Raw genomic sequence first — 20,131 nt, 5'->3', positions numbered from 1 at the left:
ACGCCTGCAGTGATACATTACGCACCGAAGCGGTCCGAAACTGCATCCCGATCAATCTTGTCCGGGCCGCTGGTCGGCATCGCCTCGACGAACGCGATATCGCGGGGGTGTTTGTACCGCGCTAGACGGTCGTCGAGGAACACTCGGAGGTCGTCGAGCGTCAACGGCTGGTCGCCAGCGCCGTCGGTTGTGGCACTGGTCGCGGGCTCGATGACGGCCTTTCCGACCTGCCCCCACTTGTCGTCGGGGACCGGAATCACCACGACTTCGCCGACCGAGGAATGGTCGGCGATAGCGTCCTCGACCTCCGCTGGAAAGACGTTCTCGCCGCCGCTAACGAACATGTGCTTGGTGCGACCCTCGATGTAGTAGTAGCCGTCCGCGTCAACGCGAGCGAGGTCCCCGGTCGACACCCAGCCGTCGCCAAATGTCTCAGTGGTGGCCTCGGGGTTGTCGAGGTAGCCCGTCGCGGCGTGGGGCGAGCGCAACTGGAGTTCGCCGACGGTACCGGGGTCGACCGAGTCCCGTGAACCGGTGGGGTCGCCTCCGTCGTCGCTATCTTCGGGGTCGACGATTCTGGCGTCAACATGCAGAACCGGCTTGCCGACGGAATCGGCCTTCTTGTGGGGCCAGTCCTCGGGCATCGCGAAGTTGTTCGGCCCGCACTCGGTGAGGCCGTACCCCTGTGAGAGGTCGACGCCACGGTCCCACCACGTCTCCATCACACTCTTGCGGCAGGGGCCGCCGCCGGATTTGGCGAAGCGGAGCGACGAGAGGTCCGTCTCCGCCCAGCGGTCGTGGTCGGTCATCATCCGCAGGATTGCCGGGACGGCGACGAGGACGGTCCCACCCTCTACGTCGATGGTCCCCAGTACGTCGCCAGGATCAAACTCGCGGGCGATGACCACTGTCCCACCCATATGCCACAGCGGGACGGTGAGGACGTTCCAGCCCCCGGTGTGGAACATCGGGAACACCATGGGCGTCACGTCGTCCTCGCGCAGTCCCCAGGCCGTAATCGTGTTCAGGGAATTCCAGACGATGCCCCGGTGGGTTAGTTCCGTCTCCTTGGGTGTCCCCGTCGACCCGCCAGTGTGCAGGAGGAGATGCGTGTCTTCCGGGGCCGTTGTCGCCGTCTCGACAGGTGTGTCGTCCTCGGGGAGGGCCGAAGCGTAGGGCGTGCTGTCGAGCGTGGCAGCCGAGGACGCGTCGTTGGTGGCGGTTTCGAGATGGATAAGTTGGGGAGCCGTCGCATCTGCTGTCTCCAGAGCAGTCGAGACAGTCTCGGTGAAGGGTGCCTCGACAACGAGGACTTCCGGGCCCACGCGGTCGAGGAGTTCAGCGAGTTCCGGGGGCGCAAGTCGATGGGACAGCGGGGCCAGTCGGCCCCCGGTTTTTGCGGTGGCGAAAAACAGGTCGACGACGGCGGGACGGTTCCGCGAGACGATGGCAACGGTGCCGGCGGCCTCGCCGCGGTTGCCGACGCCGTACCGCCGGAGCAAGCGAACGGTCCGATTCGCTCGCCGGTCCAGTTCGGCGTACGTGAACCGCTCGCCGGTCGTCGCGTCCACCAGTCCCTCGCGGTCCGGCGTGAGCGCGGCCCGGCGCTCGCTCCAGGCACCGACCCAGTCCTGTGGCGTGCCCTCAGACATCGTCGATGAACTCCCGGATCTGTGTGTTGACGCGATCGTACTCCTCGATGAACAGCAGGTGGGGGCCGCCGTGGACGGTAATGAAGTCGGCGTTCGGGAGCCCGCGTGCCAGCAATTCTCCGTTCTCGTAGGGGACCACCTCGTCGGCGGTCCCGTGGATGACGAGGGCCGGAACTGTGATTTCACCGAGGCAGTCCGACGCGTCGAACGCCTGGACCGCCGCACCCTGCCATTCGAGAGCGTGGTCGCTGGCGTCGCTGTCGATGCGCCAGTCGATGATGCGCTCGATGAGGTCTTCGTGGGCATCCATGAACGAACCTGAGAGCGCCGGCTGCATCTTGTACCGCCGGAGTTCGCGCTCGTCGAGGTCATCGGGGACGGCGAACATCCGCTGTTGTGTCTCCTCTGGGACTGGAGCCGCTTCGGGGCCGCCCGGTGAGGTACACATGAGCGTCAGCGACTGGGCCCGGTCGTACTCTAGGGCGTACTGCTGGGCGATCATCCCGCCCATGCTGGCCCCGACGACGTGGGCCTGTTCGACGCCGGCGTCGTCGAGCACGGCTTCGAGGTCACTCGCCATCTGGCTCATCGTGTACGGACCCGCGGGTTCGTCGGAGTCCCCGGTACCACGGTTGTCCCAGACGATGGTCTCGTATTCCTCGACGCGCGCCTCCTGTTGCCACAGCCACATCCAGCGGCCGTAGCCGATGCCCTCGACGAAGACGACTGTTTCGGCGTCCGGGGGCCCCTCGCGCTCGTAGGCAAGCGAGACGCCGTCGTTGGTTGCGTATTGCATACTGACTGGTTCTGGTTGAATATCCTTCAAGTAGTCCGGTTCCGCGTTCATTGCTCTGGCTCTGAGTTCGGATGGTCGCGTGGTGCATCGTTTCGCCGTCGATACGCCTCTGTCGGGTAGCCGGGCAGTGATCGGCCACTCCACGCCCAAGTCGTCGTTCTGTCAGGCGGTTCGATGGTCGTTTTTACGGATTTCATTGGTCGGACTCACCCCAGAGTTTCGCCGGCAGCGCCTCGGCGAACGTCCCGCCGACGCGCGCCCGTAGCGACCCCAGCAGTCCGTCGGGAACGTAGAGCACGAACAGCACGAACACGATACCGACGTAGAGGCTCGCGTGGCCGTTCAACAGCAGGTCGATGAGCGCGCCGATAGTCGTGTCCCCGACCAGCGTCGTGTCAAGTGTTTCCTGCCCCAGCAGAGCCCGGAGATAGGGCAATAGGCCGCCGCCCTGCCCAGCCTTCGAGAGGAACTCTCGAACGGTCTCATCGAACAAGTGGCCGTACAGCGAGCCGGCGAGGGTGCCGAACCCGCCGATGATACTCGCCAGCAGGGCGTCGCCGGTCACCAGGAAGTAAAAAGAGTTCTCCGGGCTGGCCGACCGCTTGAAGCCGGCGAATAATCCGCCGGCGACGGCGGCGAAGAAGCCGCTGATGGCGAAGGCCCCGAGCTTATACAGATACGTGTTGTAGCCGATGGCGACGGCTCGCTCCTCGTTTTCCCGGATCGCGATCATCACTCGGCCGAAGGGAGAGTGGATGACCCGCTGCATGGCGAAGTAGCAGGCCAGAACGACGAGGCCGATCATGTAGTAGGACACTGCCGTGCCGGACAGCGTCGACCCGAGCAGGGCTACCTCGTCGCCGGTGAGGACGCCGATTGACAGCGAGAGCTGGTCGATGCCGGGAATTCCGATCTGGAACCCCTCGGCGTGGCTTGGCCCGACCGCGGGGCCGTCCCGGGGGTTGGTCGCTACGTAGTCCCAGCCGCGAACGAACACGTAGAACACCTGTGCGAAGCCGAGGGTGATCATCGCGAAGTAGACGCCCGAGAGGCGAAACGAGACGAGTCCAACGAGTATGGCCAGCACGACAGCTATACAGCCGCCAACAAGCAGCGACAGCATGAACGGCGTTCCGGGACCGAGTAGCGGCAGCTTCCCGTTGGCGATGAGGATGATAGTGTACGCGCCAGTCCCGTAGAACACCGCGTGGCCGAACGAGAGGTAACCGGTGTAGCCGCTGATGAAATCAAAGGAGATGGCAAAGAGGCCGAAATAGAGGACGCCGACCATCGTCTCTACCGTCGGTAGGAGCATTTGCGTCTCGGCGCTGACCGCCGAGTTCAACAGCGTGTGATACACCGGCGGGTACAGTGCCAGCAGGGCGATGATGACGATATGGGCAGTGTGGTCCCGCAGGTACTCACGTGGCCATCCTGTTTCCACAGTCGTCGCCGGTGGCTCGGACGCCGCCTCGGCGTCAGCCTCGGACTCTGCGCTAATGGCCCCCCACCTCCTCGACGCCGAACAGGCCCTGCGGGCGGAGGATAAGCGTCACCACGAGCACCAGAAACAGCACCAGTTCCGGCAGGCCCGTGAACTCGATAACGTTCTGGAACCACCAGGTCGTCACCGCGTCTGCCATCCCTACCACGAGGGCGGCGACGACGGTGCCCCGGAACGTCCCGAGGCCGCCGACGATGACGACGATGAACGCCGGCAGCAGCGTCTCGGCCGCGAGCGGAACGCTCGCGCCCCACGTCGGGTCCCACATCAGCAGTGTTCCGGCCGCGCCAGCCAAGCCGATACCCAGCGCGAACACGACGGTAAACACCTGGCGAACGTCGATACCAAGCGCCGACGCCATCTCCGTGTCCTCGCTGCCGGCCCGGATGTACAGGCCATAGCGGGTCTTGGTGAGGAACGCCCAGATGCCGACCACCGTGATCGTTCCAAGGAGTATCTGGAACAGCGACATCCAGCCGGCGCTGACGGGACCGAGCGTGACCGGTTCGCGCAGAATCTGCGGCTTGGTCGCCAGCGCGGCCTGCCAGTCCGACAGCGGCTGGAGGTCGTAGATACCCAGCACGATGCGAACGAGCTCCTCAATAACGAGCGTCAGGCCGAACGTCAGCAGGATCTGGTATATTGGCGGCCGGTCGTACAGCGGCCGAATGATAGTTGTCTCGATGGCCCCGCCCAGCACCGTCAACAGCGCGAAGGCGACGACGATGGCGACGAAAAACAGGCCGAGACGGGTCAGCGGCGCTGTCCCGCCGGTGACTGTGACCACCATCAGGAGACCGCCAAGGTACGCCCCGACCATCGTCAGCGACCCGTGGGCGAAGTTCAGCACGCCCATGAGGCCGAAGATGAGTGTGAGGCCGCTGGCGATCATCACGTACAGCGCCGACTTGGCGAGGCCGTTGACGATGACGCCGCCGAGTTCGCCGAGGGTCAGGAACTCCGTGAGCGCGTCGACGATCATGCCGACAGATACCTCCTGAACCGCTCGTCGTCGGCAGTCACCGCCGCCGTCTCCCCGTCGTCAACGACGCGACCCTTGTCGAGGATGTAGAACCGGTCAGCGAGGTCCAGCGCCAGCGGGAGGTTCTGCTCGACCAGCAACATCGTCACGTCCTCGCTCGCTTTCGACAGCGCCTCGGCCACGTCGGCGACGATTTGCGGGGCCAGACCCTCACTCGGTTCGTCGACCAGCAGCAGGTCGTTGTCACCGACAAGACCACGAGCGATGGCGAGCATCTGCTGTTGCCCGCCCGACAGCGTTCCGGCGTCCTGCCCCCGCCGCTCTTCGAGGATGGGGAACGAGTCGAAGGCCAGTCGGAGACCGTCGCCCACATCGTCCGGGTCCGGTATCGCCGCCCGGAGGTTCTCCTCGACGGTGAGTTGGCTGAACATCCGACGGTCCTCCGGAATCCAGCCCAGTCCGCGCTCGGCGACCTCGTGCGTCTCCAGCCCGACCAGCGACTCGTCGCGGAACGTGATCGACCCCTCGCGAGGCGGCGTCAATTGAAGGATGGTCCGGAGGGTGGTCGTCTTGCCGACACCGTTGCGGCCGGCCAGCGCGACTACCTCTCCCTCCTCGACGGAGAGGTCCACGCCTTCGAGGATGTGGCTGTCGCCGTAGTACGTGTGGACGCCGCCGAGTTCGAGCAGGCTCACGCCGTCCCCTCCTCCGAGTCCGGTTCTGACCCGGTCGGAGTTGTATCGCCGTCCAGACTGCCCGGTTCGTAGCCGCCGAGATACGCCGACTGTACGTCGGGGTTAGCCCGTACCTCTGCCGGCGGTCCGTCAGCGATGACCGCACCCTGATGGAGCACGACGACGCGGTCGGAAACGCCCATCACGATGTCCATGTTGTGCTCGACCAGCAACACCGGGTAGTCCTCCGCCACTGCTTCGATGAGGTCCCGGATTTCGTCGACGCTCTCCGAGGAGACGCCGGCGTTTGGCTCGTCCAGCAGGAGCACCGCGGGGTCGCCGGCCAGCGCGATGGCGACTTCGAGCTTTCGCTTTGCGCCGTGGCTCAACGTGCTCGCGAGGTCCCCGGCCCGGTGGGAGAGACCGACCCGGTCGAGAGTCTCGTGGGCGCGCTCGGTGAACTCATCGTAGTGGTCGACGTTGCGCCAGAACGTCGTCGCGTCGTTGCTGTGGGCCTGCTCGGCAACCCGGACGTTTTCCAAGACCGTGCTATCGGGGAAGATGTTCGTCACCTGGTAGGAACGGTGGAGGCCCTTGCTGGCTGTCTCGTGGGGCGACGCGTCGGTGATGTCCTCCCAAGTCCCGTTCCGCCGGAGTTCGACCGTGCCTTCGGTGGGCGAGAGGCTCCCGGTCAGCAGATTGAAGAACGTCGTCTTCCCGGCCCCGTTCGGGCCAATAAGTGAGCACAGTTCCGCGTCGAGTTCGAAGTCGACGCTGTCGACGGCGGTGAGTCCTCCGAACTCTCTTGTCAGTCCCTGTGTTCGGAGCATACCTACAGTGAACAGCCCATCTGGTCGCTATCCTGCGGAATGGTCGTCTCGTCAGCGCTGATGCGAGCGAGCGGTTCGCCGGGCATGATAGCGGCGCCCCAGTTGTCGGCCCACTCATCGGTTGTCGGAATCGGGTTCGCGACGGTCATCGCCGACCGCGCCTGGTTGTTGTACCCCTGGAAGGTGTAGCCGCCCTCGCCTTTCGGCGTGTCGGTGACTGTCATCTCCTTCAGGGCGTCGGCGATATCCGCACCTTCGGTCGACCCGCTCTCCTGAACCGCCTGATGGATCGCCGACGCGCCGGTGAAGGTCCCCGCCGAGAACAGGTCTGGGACGACGCCGTAGGCGCTGGTGTAGCTGTCGACAAACGCATCGTTGATCGGGTTGTCGTACTGGTTCCAGTGGTACCGGGTCGTGAACGGCCCGAGCTGTGAGTCCCTGATCTTCTCGGCTGTCAGGGGCTCGCCGAGCACGCTCTGCATTGTCCCGCCGACGACGCTGTTGGTGATTCTGGTGGCGAACCCGCCGAACACCCGATAGGAGTACTCACCCGAGAGGAAGGCGTTGAACATTGCCGGAAGCGTCGCAACTGTGAATCCGCCGACGACGCCCTCGGCACCGGCTTCTTCGGCGTTGTCAAGCAGCCCTTCCCACTCGGCGTACCCCTGTTCGACGAAGCGTTCGCCGACAATATCGACGCCTTCAGATTCCAGCACGTCCCGGTAGTTGTTGACGACTGCGCGGCCGAAGCTGTAGTCCGCGCCGAACAGGTAGACGCTCGACACGTCCGTCTCTCTGGCGACGTACTTCCCACCTGAGCGGGCGTCCATCGCGGTGTTCTCGCTCGCCCGATAGACGAGGTCGCTACAGGTATCCGAGTTGGACGTGATGTCTGCCGACGCCGCCGGCCCGAGCATGATGGGGACCTGCGCCTGATTGACGACTGTCGTGACGACCCGGCTGGCGACCGCCGAGGACGCACAGCCGGCGAGCATATCTACGTCCTCGTTCTCGACGAGGTTCGTCGCCGCTGTCTGGGCCGTGTCCGCCGAGAACTCTGTGTCCCGTACCAGCAGGCGGTACTCCGTGTCACCGGCGGTAATCGTGATCTCGCCGCTGCCGGGGTCTGTCGGCGGGTCTGTATCACCCTTGTACGCCAGCCCGGAGAGGAACCCCCACAGCGACTGGTCGCCGTAGTATTTCAGGTCGCCTGCGCGGGGTTGAAGTACACCGATACTGACGGTCTGTGCTGAGCCACTGCCGCCCGATTCACCGTTTGTGCCACTGTCCGTCATGCCGCCGTCCGAATCGTCCTGTTCAGTCATGGATGAGTCGTCACTGACACAGCCGCTGAGTCCAACAACACCGGCACCGAGCGCACCGAGAACGCGCCTCCGTGTAGCCGTGTTCTGCATAACAGATCATTGTAGACCCGCCGCCCACATAGTGTGCTGAGTTAACATATTAACGCGGCGGCCGGAACGCAGTTCTCGTCCGGACCGGGGCTGTCACAAAAATGGCGGTAGGCGGCCTGTCTCGTTCCTTGTTTGGGAACTGTCCTCTCACATCGGCTTGATCATCTGCTACGTAGCTGCTTCAGCAACAGTTACCCGGTACATCTCAGCGGTCACCCATGTTAGCAACGGTGGAATAGCAGAGAGTCCCAGACCAAGCGCCACCACGAACTGTGTGTCAGACGAAATAGAGTAGATGTCTGCGACAAAGGTTCCTTTGACGGCAGCTAGCCAAACAAGGACCACTGTCGGTATTACTGGTCGCTGACGAAATGATGCCCACACAGACACAGCCAAGAGCGTAATTCCGAACAGAAGGTACGCGAGAGTTACGATTTCAGCTAGGAGACCGAGTTCGTGGCTGGGATCTATTTGCAGGTGTGTCCAGTACTGCTTGATTCCCAACCAGCAAACGTAGAATCCAGCTAAGCTGAGACCGACAGACGGGAGTTGATCCCGGAGCGTCCTACTGATCTCCATGGGCAGAATCTGTTCACTTATTGTGAATTCTGTGGCATATGTTTTCTTTTTTAGTATGTCTTGTAGCTGATACGGACAGACAGCGACATAGTCGATAATCGGTCTATTTCTACCGATGCTGTTGATGTCGGATTAGCTGGATGGATCCGATACTACATCACATTCGTACAACAGAAAGAGTCAGGCTCCGGTCGGTTGGCTACCTGTGGAAGCCGTAGCGTCCACCTGTTTTCTATTGGCACTCTGGGTGGGAAAGGACCAAGCCGATAGCCACGTCGAAGTCAGTCCTCGATGTCGTCCAGTGCTTCGACGACGCGTTCGATCATCTTCCGCTCGCCGCGCCGGAGATTCTTCGAGACGGCAGGCTTGGACACGCCGAAGTCCTCAGCAAGTGACCCCAGCGTTGCATCACGGGGTGACTCGAAGTACCCCTCGGAGACGGCGGTTTCCAGCGTCTCGCGTTCCGTATCCGAGAGGTCACGACAGCCGTCGACGAGCGTCATCGCCGCGCCGGCGTTCTGCACGAGGTCCTGCAGCTGTGGGAGCGTCGCCGACGTGCGGTCGACCACGTCGTACTCGTTGTCACGGTCAAGTTCCGAGAGCGTCGTGTCAGCGTCCCGGCCGCGGTCGAAGCCGACGTGCCAGGTCTCGCTGCCCGCCTCAATATGGAATGGCCCGGTGATGTAGCCGCCGTTGTCTCTGATGGTCTGCATCGCCGCCGTTTCCTCGATAGTCGTCCTGATATGAGCGGCGTTGTCCTCGCGGCGTAACAGGGCACAGTCGTTCATGTTTTCGTGGGACTGCAAGCTGTTTAGCCCCGTATCGAGTATCCCTGCGTCCTCGGCTTCGACAACCATCCGCGTCTCCAACTCCCGCGCACGCTGGTCGAAGTCCCAGTGTACCGCTGCAAAAGCGACATCGTGGTCTGCCGTCGTGTCGATGAAGGGGCAGTCGTACTGCTCCATGTCCAGTGCGATATCGATCATTGGCAGTCCACTGTATCACGTATGATTCGTGTGATACGGTAAAGAACCCCACGATTAATATTGGCTATTTCTCGCAACCGGGTTCTTCACGAACGTCTATCCCTGATACACCGTTTCAATAGTGTTTTAGGGCTCGGTTCTGGATGAAGTGGTATGACTTTGCACGCCAGAGAGATAAACCAGGACGTACGGGAGTTGGGTGCGCTCCTGGGCGAGGTGCTGGAGGCACAAACGTCGACCGAGGCGTTTGAAACGGTAGAAACTATCCGGAACTCGTGTATAGACTACCGACGCGGTGACGCCGAGACACGGGACGAGGTCCACCGGGCGCTGAACCGACTGAATCCGGAAACGCAGGATATCGTCGCACGCGCGTTTACCACGTATTTCGAGCTTATCAATCTCGCCGAAGAACGCGAACGGGTTCGAGAAATCCGGGAGGGCAGCCAAGGAGATGTGCTGGCCGACAGCGTTGAGGAAGCCGTCCGGGATTTGGCTGAACGTGGCGCAGACCCGGAGGAGTTCGAGCAGGTCCTCGAAGACGTGCTCATCCAGCCGACGTTCACGGCCCACCCGACCGAGGCCCGCCGGAAGACGGTGAAAGCGAAACTCCGGTCGGTGGCCCGTGACATCGAGCGACTCGACGAGCGACGGCTCACTGACCGCGAGCAAAAGCGCATCGAACGGGACCTTGATGCTGAAGTGACGAGCCTCTGGCAGACCCCACAGGTCCGTGACCGCCGCCCAGAAGTCACTGACGAGGCCCTGAACGTCCAGTGGTACCTCGAAAACGTCCTGTTTGACGTCATCGACGAGGTGTACGACGAACTCGAACACACCCTCGAAGACGTGTACGACGAGGACATCGACATCGACACGCTCTATGAGTTCCGCTCGTGGGCCGGCTCCGACCGCGACGGCAACCCATTCGTCACGACCGACGTGACCGAGGAGACGCTGGAGCGCCAGCGCGATACTGTACTGCCGCTGTACCGCACCAAGCTCAAGGAACTCTCCGGCGTGCTGAGCCAAGATGCCTCGAACATCGCGACTGATGCGCTGTTCAACGAGCGACTGGACCGTCACAAGTCTAGGCTCCCCGGCGTCGCCAAGGAAGCCGAGGAGCGGTATCCCGATGAGCCCTACCGCCAGAAGCTCCGGCTGATGCGCGAATCCGTCATCCGGGTCAGCGATGTTCGCCAGGGCGGCTACGAGAACGACGAGGAGCTGCTGACCGACCTCCGCGTCATCGCCGACAGCCTCCGTGAGAACGATGCCGAGGTCATCGCTGAAGCCCATGTCGACCCGCTGATCCGGAAGGTCGAGACGTTCGGCTTCACCCTTGCCAGCCTCGACCTGCGCGACCACCGGAAGATGCACACCGACGCCATCGCCGAGGCTGTCGACCGGCAAGGCATTGACTACGCGTCGATGGACGAGGACGAGCGCGTCGAGTTCCTGACCGAGGCCATCCTCCAGGATAACACCGTTATCGACATGGAAGACACCGAGGGGCTCTCGGAGGACGCCACCCGCGTCCTCGACCGCTTCCGTGCCACCGCCGACTGGCAAAACGAGTTCGGTATCGACGCCATTGATACCTACGCCATCTCGTGGTGTGAAGAGCCCAGCCACGCGCTGGAAGTGCTGTTCCTCGCCGACCAGGTCGATATCGTCGACTTGCCCGGCTACTGCGGGTTCGACGTGGTGCCGCTGCTGGAGTCGGAGTACGCACTCTCCGGCGCCCGCCGTATCATGGGCACGCTGTTCGAGAACGAAGCCTATTCCCAGGCGCTGGAGGCCCGAGACAATATCCAAGAGATCATGCTCGGGTATTCCGACTCGAACAAGGAGAATGGCTTCCTCGCCGCCAACTGGTCGCTGTACAACAACCAGAAGCGACTCGCGGACATCACCGACGACTACGACGTGGAGATGCGCCTGTTCCACGGCCGCGGCGGCTCTATCTCCCGCGGTGGCGGGCCGATGAACGACGCCATGCTGGCCCTGCCAAACGAGACGGTGACCGGTCAGATCAAGTTCACCGAGCAGGGCGAGGCTATCGCAGAGAAGTACGCCAACCACGACATCGCCGAGCGGAACCTCGAACAGATGCTCAACGCCCAGATTCGGGCGCGCCAAAACGCAATCGAGGAGCCCGTCGAGGAGATTCCCGACGAGTGGGAGGAGGCGATGGAGACAGCGGCCGACGCCGCCCGTGACGAGTATCAGGACCTGCTTGAGACCGATGGCTTCGTCGAGTTCTTCGATCAAGCGACGCCAATCACCGTCATCGAGAACCTCAACATGGGCTCGCGGCCGGCGTCCCGAAGTGAAGACCGCAGTGTCGAGGACCTCCGGGCCATTCCTTGGGTGTTCTCCTGGACGCAGGCTCGCTGTATCATTCCCGGCTGGTACTCGATTTCGACTGGGCTCGACGCCTACCTCGAAAACGGTGGCGACATGGAAACCCTACAGGAGATGTACGAGAACTGGCCGTTCTTCCGGACGAAACTCGACAACGCGTCGCTGGCGCTCGCCCGAACTGACCTCGGGATCGCCGAGGAGTACGCCGACCTCGCCGACCCCGAACTCCGCGAGCGCATCTACCCGCGTCTCGTCGAGGAGTACGAGGACACCGTCGAGAAGGTGCTCGAAATCACCGGGCAGGACGGCCTGCTCTCGCGGGACTGGCTCAAGGAGAACCTCGAGCGCCGGAACCCGTATGTCGACCCGCTGAACCTGTTGCAGGTCCGCCTGCTCAAGCAGTCCCACCGGACCGAAACCGAGCGCCGGACCCTGCGGCTGACCGTCCAGGGTATCGCGGCCGGGATGAAAAACACCGGGTGAGCCACTGCACGACGCCGGCTGAGGCGACGCTGTAACGGCTTACTACGAAAGTAGTACCCATCGAAGGATTTACGCGTCTGCCCCCGGAGTAGCCGGTATGGCACTCGAAACAGTTCTTCTCGCAGTTGGACCGAACGACGCCGACCGAATTGACGAACTCGCTGACGCCGTGCTCGATATCGCGGGCCCGGCCGGTGCGACGGTCATCGTCGCACACGTATTCACCGACGACCAATACGACGGCGTCGTCGACAGGCTTGAATTCGCATCGACCGGTGAAGCCGATCCCGACGAGGTCGCCGACCGTCACACAACCGTCCGGGAACTTGTCTCGCGGTTCGATGACGCTGGTCTGTCGACACAGGTCCGTGGTGCCGTGGGCAACCACGGTGAGCAGATCGTCAACCTCGCCGAAGTGACGGGGTCGGACCTTGCCGTCGTCGGCGGCCGTAAGCGCTCGCCGACTGGGAAGGCCGTCTTCGGCTCCACGGCACAGGAAGTCATGCTGAACGCACCGTGTCCGGTCACGTTCGTCCGCGGCGAGGACTAAGACGCAGAAAACGAGTTTTCCAGTTACTCTACAAGCGCGGCTTCGAGGAGTTCAAGCGGATGTCGGATCTCGTAGCCGCTGCCGTGTTCCATCTGCATCGCGCAGGTCGGGCACTCGGTCATGCCAGTTTCACCTTCGGCGTGTTCCATGTGCTCGAACATCTCCTCGCCAATCTCCATCGACTTCTCGTATTTCTCCTCTTTCCAGCCATAGGTTCCCGAGATGCCAGAACAGGAGTCGCCGACGTCCTCGACTTCGGCGCCGTCGAGGTCGCGGAATAGTTCGACGGCCTGGCGGTCGAGTCCCTGATTGCGTGAGTGACACGGAGCGTGGTAGGCGAACTCTTCGGCGAGGTCGCCGTCTACGTCGGCCGCCTGCACTTCACCCTTGAGGTCTTCGTGAATGCGGAGGTACTCGACAGCCTCGAAGGTGTTCTCGGCGACTTTGTCGACGCCGTCAATATCGAACAGTTCGGGGTACTCCTGTCGGAGCGCCATCGAACACGAGGTACAGGAGGCGATGGCGCGGTATCCCTCATCGACGAGCTCGGACATCGATGAGACGTTCGTCTCGGCGTGGCGGCGGGCGTCGTCAAGCATCCCGTTGGCGAACATCGGTGTTCCGGAGCACTTCTGCTCGGGCGCGACGACCTCGTAACCGAACTCCTCGTACACCCGAACCATCGCCTTGCCGACCTCCGGCGTGTTGTAGTTGGAGTAACAGCCGTGGAAATACGCCACCTTCTTGTCGGCATCCTCAGGGAGTCCACGCCGTTTTCGGGCGGCTCTCGCGTTCTCCCGTGATTGGACCTGACCGCCGCGGTCGGCCCACCAATCGCGAAAGGTCTGTTTTGCGAAGGCAGGGAAGTCACGCTCGCTGGTAACGCCGAGCGTCTTTTCCATCACCCAGCGGGCCGGCCCGAAGTTCATGGCGAAGTTCGCGAGTCGGGGGACCTTACTCGCGAGGAACGCGGAAGTGCGGTAGTTCGCAAGAATGCGGTTCCGGATGTACTCGACGGAGAGCTTGTCCATCTGCTCGCTGACGTACTCCCCGCGGGCGGTGTTGTGCATCTGGCTGAGCGGGACGCCCGACGGGCAGGCGTTGTCACAGCGCATGCAGTTCGAGCAGTCCATCACCGAGTCATCGATCTCGTGGTCGTCGTCGGACTGCTTGAGTCGCCACTGTTCGGGACCCTGGAACTTCGGGCCGGGGAAATCGTCGTCGACCTCCGCGACGGGGCAGTTCGTGTCGCAGGTCGAGCATTTGAAACAGGAGTCCGCGCCGGGCCGGAGGTCGAAGTCGTCGCTGTCGGGGAAGACATCAACTGGTTCGAACTCCTCGCCTGTGTTCGGTGCTACCGGGTCAAAATCTGTCTCTGGTGGGGTTTCAGCGTCACTCATCGTGCCTCCTGTGCGGCGCGCTGGCCCGCCGCGTAGCCTGTTGCGATCGAGACCCCGCTACCGGATTTCTCGGCGGCGAAGTCGTAGCCGCCCAGTACGGAGCCGGCAGCGCGCAGGTTCTCGAACTCGCTATGCTCGCTTGCGTCAAGGGGCCGCAGGTCATCATCGGTCGCCACGCCGTAGCGAGCGAACTCGTGGTCGCCGAACAGTTCGCCCTCAAACCAGTCGTAGCGGTCCGCGGCGTGGGGGACGTGGCAGTCGAACACCGGCTCGTACACCCCATCGCGGTCGGACTCGACGCCCTTGCCGACGAAGCCGCCGGTCGCGAGGACGTACTGGTCGGCGCTGTTGGGAATCTTCGCGCCGTTCTTCTCGATGAATACCTTCTCGATGCGGTCTTCGCCCTCAAAGTCGACGACAGGGTTGCCGGTCTCGATGCTGGCTCCGGCCTCGTCCAGCGCCGAGAACAGGGCGTCCTCCAGTCGGAGGCCGGGCAGCGACGGCGGCCCCATCGGGACCTCAAACACGTCGACACCGAGGTGGTCACCCAGTGCGTCGCGGATGGCTCCGGGGTTGTCGTCGCCGAGAATCGCCGGGAAGCCGACCCGCTCTTCGTCCTCCAGCAGCGGGTTCACGCGCTGGGCGAGGGCTTCGCGGGCCGGAACCATTCGCCCGCGAACCGCCACCTCGCTGTTGGTATCGAGAAGTTTTGCATACCGCGTGACCTTTGCGTCTGCGCGCAGGTCGCCCGGGAACCGAATTGTCTCGCCGCGGACATCGAAGGGCACGCCCGTCGCGTCGAGATGGGCAGCGACGTGGGGCGCGTCGAAATCGACCATTTCCTCGATGCCGACCAGCAGCGTGTCGCGGGTGTCGCTAGCGAGGCCGGCGCTGGCTCCGGCCGGGTAGCGGGCGGTCGGTTTGATACTCCCGCCGTGGGTAGGTAGGAGCGCGTTCGTGTCCGTGTGCTCACCTTCGTAGGTCGGAACCGCGTCGTCGAACAGCGACAGTGCGTCCCGGACCGTCTGGACACCGACTTTCCGGTACGGATGAGCCTCCGGCAGCGACGGAATCGCCTCGTACGGATCGGTCAGTGGGCCGTCGCCGTCCGGCGTGTAGCCAAGTATATCTACCAGACCCGACGCCTGTCGAAGCGTGCTCTGTTTGTAGGAGACCAGTCGCACGTCAGCCCCCTCACGGGCGGCCGCCAGCGCGCTGGTCAGCCCGCCGAGGCCGCCGCCGATGACGAGTACCTCCGACTCAATAGCCATTTGTCCCTCCGTCAGCGGCTACGTCCGCGCTGTCGACGCTCCCGCCCGTTTGCCCGCGGCCCGAATCGAACGCCGAGAAGTCCACCGAGTCGCCGTCCGCCGGGTCTTGGTCGCGGTTCTGCGTGGTGGCGTGCAGTGCGTAGTTCAGTGCCGCCTGGGAGAGCTGTTCGCCCCAGAGGGCGTGTCGCTGGCCCTTCCAGCGTTCCTGTAGCAGTTCATCCCAGGCCTCGCGGACGACCGGCTCGTCGTACTCCGAGTGGAGTTCACTCGCCATCCGGTGCGAGCAGAAGCCGCCCTGACAGTTGCCCATCGACGCACGGGTCCGGATGCGGACGGCGTTGAGGTCCGAGCCCGATCCCTTGATAGCGTCCTGAATCTCGGCTCGGGTGACGCCTTCACACGCACAGACCGTCGGGTTCGGCCCGTCGGTCTTGAGCACGTCATCGGCTCGTGAGCCGAGCCGTTCGACGCTCCGACGACCAATCGGCGACCGGAGCCCGAACTCGTCCATGTAGTCCCGCAGCACCGAGAAGTCCTCGCTGCCCGGCAGTGGCTCGTCGGCGGTCCGACAGTCGGCGTCGATGCCGAACTTCCCGCAGACGTGGTCAGCAATCTGCTCGCCCATCATCCGGTAGGTCGTGAACTTCCCGCCGACAATGCTGGTCATGCCGGGCAGGTCGTCGCGCTCGTCGTGGTCGAGCAAGAAGAAGTCCCGCGTGATGTCCGTCGGGTCGTCGCTGCCGACGTCCGGTGGTTCGTACAGCGGACGGACGCCCCAGAACGAGCGGATGGTGCGGGCATCGTCGAGCATCGGAATCAGCTCCGAGAGGGTGTCGATCATCATGTCGACTTCCCACTGCTCTTCGGGGTAGTCCTCGGGGTCCTCGACCTCTTCGTCGGTCGTGCCCAGAATCGCGGTCGTCTCGTGGGGCACGACGATGTCGGCGTCGCCCTTGGGCCGACAGCGGTTGATGACGGTGTCGACCTGGCGGATGTTCATGATTGTCATGACTCCCTTAGAGGGACGGACCTCGATGTCCAGTCCGGCCATGTCGCCGATGCGGCCGGCCCAGGCTCCCGTCGCGTTCACGACGTAGTCGGCCTGGATCTCCTCGGTTCCGCCTTCGGTACCGTGGACGCGCTTTCCGGGACCGGAGTCGTGTTCGACCTCGATGCCGACAACTTCGCCGCTCTCGACGATGAGGTCGGTAACCTTGGAGTGTGTCTCGATGCGTGCGCCGTGTTCTTGTGCGCTCGCGGCGTTCGCGACCACCAGCCGGAACGGGTCGATAGCCCCATCAGGGACGCTGATGGCCTTGTCGATGTCCTTGGCCAGATGTGGCTCCATCGCGCGGGCTTCCTCGCCAGAGACGACTTCAGCGGGAATACCACATTCCTCACAGCCGCTGAGCTTCCTCTGGAAGTACTCCTCGGAGTCCTCCGGTCGCTTGACGAACAAGCCGCCGGTCATTTCGACACAGTGGCTTGCGATATCCCGCAGCACCCGGTTTTCCTCGATACACTCGGTCGCACTGGCCTGATCCGAAACGGCGTACCGCCCGCCGCTATGGAGTAGCCCGTGCATTCGACCGGTGGTCCCGTGGGTCAGATTCCCCTGTTCTACGAGGGTTACGTCGAGCCCGCGCATCGCGAGGTCCCGCGCGATGCCCGCCCCAGTCGAGCCGCCACCGATGACGGCGATGTGTGGTGTCGGTCCCATCTATCTTTCCGTGGTTTTGGAGCGCACGCACTTCACTTTACCGTTGCTGGTGCTTGGGTAGTAAATTTTCTATGTAATCATGAGGAATACCGGCGATCTGCACTGTTGGTTGTGAACGCCCCACAGTTTAAATTTCAATGAATAGTTGTTCGAGTGATCGTACACAACTGCTCGAATGTTGAAAATGAAATTAAATATTAAACTTACTCGGCTGCGTATTTCTATTCTATCCGTAATTACCTCTCTCAAACTTTAATTATCACTACCGCCTACCCAACAGTAACTATTATGTATTTTGATAGTTGATTATCCGCGAGACCGTGTTGGCCGTTTGGCCAGCGAGAGTAACAATGAGTAAATGGAACCCACTTAATTCAGAAGATGGCCGGCCCGATGGGGAACGCACCGACGGTGGCGTCACAGAGGGACGGGACGAAAGCGAGTCGGAGCGTGAAAGGTCGTCGACAGAAGCCCTCCACGAAGCGGCCGGGGAAACAGAAAGCGACCCCGAGCGGGCGGAACTGAAAGCACAGTGTGAGCAACTGGCGGCGGAACTCGAACAGGAGCGGGCGGAGCGTCGCGCACTTGAAACCGCTGTCGACCGTCTCACTTCTGTTGCTGCGGCAAACGCCGACGGCGACCTGACTGCGAAGCCCGGGCAGCCACCAACGGAAGCGGCTGAACCATTGTACGAGGCATACGGTGAACTGCTCCGAGAGTGGACAGACACCGTCGACCGGATGGCGTCGTTCAGCGAACAGGTGACCGCCGCAACGGAACAGGTCGACACCCGCATCGGGTCAGTCAAATCCGCTAGCCGGGATGTGAGCGGTGCCGTCGGAGAGATTGCCACCGGGTCTGACGAGCAACGTGACGAGATCCAGTCGATCTCCGACGAGATGCGGAACCTCTCAGCGACGATTGAGGAGATAGCGAGCGCCGCAAACGAGGTCGCGGACATATCAGGCGAAGCCAGCGTTCGAGGCGAATCCGCACTGGAGTCGGCGTCCTCGGCGATGACGACGCTTGACCAGTTGACCGACAACGCCGAAGCGACCGTCGACAAGGTCGAACAACTGAACGACCTGCTGTCGGATATCGAGGAGATTGTGGATTTCATCACGGATGTGGCGGACCAGACCAATATGCTGGCACTGAACGCCAACATCGAAGCGGCCCGAGCAGGGGAATCCGGCGACGGGTTCGCTGTCGTGGCTGAGGAGGTCAAATCACTCGCAACCGAGACGAAGGAAGCGACCGACGAGATTGCAGCCTCCATTCAGGAGGTGCACGAACAGGCCGACGCAACGGTTTCGGAGATGTACGACACCCGGGAAAGCGTCGAAGACACTCGTTCATCAGTCGCCAGCGCGCTCGATGAACTGGATTCCGTTGTCTCGATGGTTGAGGAAGTTGATTCGAGCGTACAGGAAATTGATGATGCGACGGATACGCAGGCCGATTCCACGCAGGAAGTCGTGTCGATGGTCGACGATGTTGAAGGCATAAGCGCCCGGACGGCCGAAGAAGCGGCCGTCGCCGCCGACGCCGCAGCGGACCAGACGACGGAACTCGCGGAGGTCTCGACGCGTGTCTCGACGCTCACCGAGCGAGCCGAATCACTGGATGCATCGCTCGATTCCTTCGAACTGGCGACCGGTGCAGCGGCGACTAACACGAATGGGACCGTCGTCGAGTTCTGGCACGCGATGGGCGGTGAGAAGGCGCTACTGCTCGAAGAACTGGTTCGTGAGTTCGAATCACAGACTGACGGCATCAGTCTCGCACTGCGATCGAAAGGGAGCTATCGCGGAACTCTCGATGCGACGCTAAACGCCGCCGAAAACGGTGACCCGCCGGCAATCGCACAGATATTTGAGATCGGCACTACGCGTGCGCGCGACAGTAGATACTTTAGACCCGTCGAGGAACTCCTCCCGACAGCCCACATCGACTCGCTGCTTGACCCGGTGACGAATTACTACCGGTTCGACGGGACGCTCCACTCGCTGCCGTTCAACGCATCGAATCCAGTGATGGCGTACAACCGCGACGCGTTCAGACAGACTGGACTCGACCCCGATTCACCGCCGGAAACCTTCGCTGACGTTCGGAGCGCGGCTGAGGAACTCGTCGACAGGAGTGGCGTGGATACCGGTATCACATTCGCGAACTACTCGTGGTTCGTCGAGCAGTGGTTTGCCGAAGCTGACCAGCTCCTCGTAGACAAAAACAACGGACGATCCGGATCGCCGGCCGAGAGCAATCTCGACGGCAAGTTCGCCCACGACCTGTTCGAATGGTGGCAGGGCCTCGAAGCGGACGGACTGTACCACGACCCCGGTATTGAAGCCAGAGGAGCGGCGCGGACACATTTCACCGAGGAGGACGCTGCGATGCTGATCGGCTCGACGTCGTCGCTGAACAGCATCGAAAGCAGCGCCGACTTCGATGTCGGGACCGGCCGATTCCCCGTACTAGACGACCGGACCGGCGTACTCGTCGGCGGCGCATCGCTCTGGGTCGGCGATGAAGTTTCCGAAGCCGTGCACGACGCTGTCGGGGAGTTCCTCACCTGGCTCACCGAACCGGCTCAGCAGCGTCGGTGGCATCAAGAAACTGGATATTTCCCCGTCCACGAGGAAACGATTCCACAGCTCCGGTCGGCGGACTGGTTCGAACAGAACCCACACTACCGAACGGCATTCGACCAGCTCACGGAAACACGTGACACCACGGCGACGCGGGGCGCGCAGATCGGCCCGTTCGATACGGTTCGAACAATCATCGAAGATGCCGTCGACAGTATGGACGGGCCTGATTCAGTCCCGTCCGCGCTCGATCGACTCGACACACAGGTCACAAAGCAGCTTGAGCGGTACGATTCCGACCGGTAGCGCCGCCCCGTCCTTTCTTTACTCG

Annotated in this window: 14 protein-coding genes; 3 read left to right on the top strand and 11 right to left on the bottom strand. The window is 62.6% G+C overall.

Annotation, left to right across the window (positions count from 1 at the left end; translation table 11 throughout):
* Positions 1-17: 17 nt before the first annotated feature.
* From RBH20_RS05190 to RBH20_RS05155, 8 genes are all read right to left on the bottom strand, one after another.
* Positions 18-1,652, bottom strand: coding sequence for an AMP-binding protein (locus RBH20_RS05190; RefSeq protein ID WP_306706214.1), 1,635 nt, complete (start codon positions 1,650-1,652; stop codon positions 18-20).
* Positions 1,645-2,499: an alpha/beta fold hydrolase gene (locus RBH20_RS05185; RefSeq protein WP_306706212.1), complete on the bottom strand. Its 855-nt coding sequence runs from the start codon at positions 2,497-2,499 to the stop codon at positions 1,645-1,647. The genes RBH20_RS05190 and RBH20_RS05185 overlap by 8 nt, the downstream gene beginning before the upstream one ends.
* Positions 2,500-2,641: 142 nt before the next feature.
* Positions 2,642-3,808, bottom strand: a complete 1,167-nt coding sequence (locus tag RBH20_RS05180) for a branched-chain amino acid ABC transporter permease (protein ID WP_306707481.1) — start codon at positions 3,806-3,808, stop codon at positions 2,642-2,644.
* Between the two features lie 136 nt (positions 3,809-3,944).
* Positions 3,945-4,934 (bottom strand): branched-chain amino acid ABC transporter permease, encoded by a 990-nt coding sequence (locus RBH20_RS05175; protein WP_306706210.1) that lies wholly within the window; start codon positions 4,932-4,934, stop codon positions 3,945-3,947.
* The gene (locus RBH20_RS05170) at positions 4,931-5,629 is read right to left on the bottom strand and encodes an ABC transporter ATP-binding protein (RefSeq protein ID WP_306706208.1); all 699 of its coding nucleotides are present in this window, start codon (positions 5,627-5,629) and stop codon (positions 4,931-4,933) included. Before RBH20_RS05170 ends, RBH20_RS05175 begins: the two co-directional genes overlap by 4 nt.
* Entirely contained in the window at positions 5,626-6,438 is an 813-nt protein-coding gene (locus RBH20_RS05165) for an ABC transporter ATP-binding protein (protein WP_306706206.1), read from the bottom strand. Before RBH20_RS05165 ends, RBH20_RS05170 begins: the two co-directional genes overlap by 4 nt.
* Before the next feature lie 2 nt (positions 6,439-6,440).
* Positions 6,441-7,853 carry an ABC transporter substrate-binding protein gene (locus RBH20_RS05160; protein WP_306706204.1) on the bottom strand — a complete coding sequence of 471 codons (1,413 nt, stop codon included), beginning with the start codon at positions 7,851-7,853 and terminating at the stop codon, positions 6,441-6,443.
* Positions 7,854-8,713: 860 nt separating this feature from the next.
* Positions 8,714-9,418 carry a helix-turn-helix domain-containing protein gene (locus RBH20_RS05155; RefSeq protein ID WP_306706202.1) on the bottom strand — a complete coding sequence of 235 codons (705 nt, stop codon included), beginning with the start codon at positions 9,416-9,418 and terminating at the stop codon, positions 8,714-8,716.
* 153 nt (positions 9,419-9,571) lie between these two features.
* On the opposite strand from RBH20_RS05155, the gene ppc reads away from it, so the two are divergent.
* Together ppc and RBH20_RS05145 are read left to right on the top strand one after the other, a co-directional pair.
* Entirely contained in the window at positions 9,572-12,268 is a 2,697-nt protein-coding gene (gene ppc, locus RBH20_RS05150; protein WP_306706200.1) for a phosphoenolpyruvate carboxylase, read from the top strand.
* A gap of 97 nt (positions 12,269-12,365) precedes the next feature.
* Entirely contained in the window at positions 12,366-12,818 is a 453-nt protein-coding gene (locus RBH20_RS05145) for a universal stress protein (protein ID WP_306706198.1), read from the top strand.
* 23 nt (positions 12,819-12,841) lie between these two features.
* Here the strand turns inward: RBH20_RS05145 and RBH20_RS05140 are convergent, their stop codons facing one another.
* From RBH20_RS05140 to glpA, 3 genes are read right to left on the bottom strand one after another with little or no spacing between them, the layout of a single operon-like run.
* Entirely contained in the window at positions 12,842-14,218 is a 1,377-nt protein-coding gene (locus RBH20_RS05140) for an anaerobic glycerol-3-phosphate dehydrogenase subunit C (protein WP_306706196.1), read from the bottom strand.
* The gene (gene glpB, locus RBH20_RS05135; RefSeq protein WP_306706194.1) at positions 14,215-15,489 is read right to left on the bottom strand and encodes a glycerol-3-phosphate dehydrogenase subunit GlpB; all 1,275 of its coding nucleotides are present in this window, start codon (positions 15,487-15,489) and stop codon (positions 14,215-14,217) included. Before glpB ends, RBH20_RS05140 begins: the two co-directional genes overlap by 4 nt.
* Positions 15,479-17,209 carry an anaerobic glycerol-3-phosphate dehydrogenase subunit GlpA gene (gene glpA, locus RBH20_RS05130; RefSeq protein WP_306706192.1) on the bottom strand — a complete coding sequence of 577 codons (1,731 nt, stop codon included), beginning with the start codon at positions 17,207-17,209 and terminating at the stop codon, positions 15,479-15,481. The genes glpB and glpA overlap by 11 nt, the downstream gene beginning before the upstream one ends.
* Positions 17,210-17,559: 350 nt before the next feature.
* Between glpA and RBH20_RS05125 the strand changes: the two genes are divergently transcribed.
* The gene (locus RBH20_RS05125) at positions 17,560-20,106 is read left to right on the top strand and encodes an extracellular solute-binding protein (protein ID WP_306706189.1); all 2,547 of its coding nucleotides are present in this window, start codon (positions 17,560-17,562) and stop codon (positions 20,104-20,106) included.
* The last annotated feature ends 25 nt before the right edge of the window (positions 20,107-20,131 follow it).

This window comes from Haloarcula sp. H-GB4 (assembly GCF_030848575.1).
GTDB lineage: Archaea > Halobacteriota > Halobacteria > Halobacteriales > Haloarculaceae > Haloarcula.
This window is presented reverse-complemented; position numbering and strand designations above follow the sequence as displayed.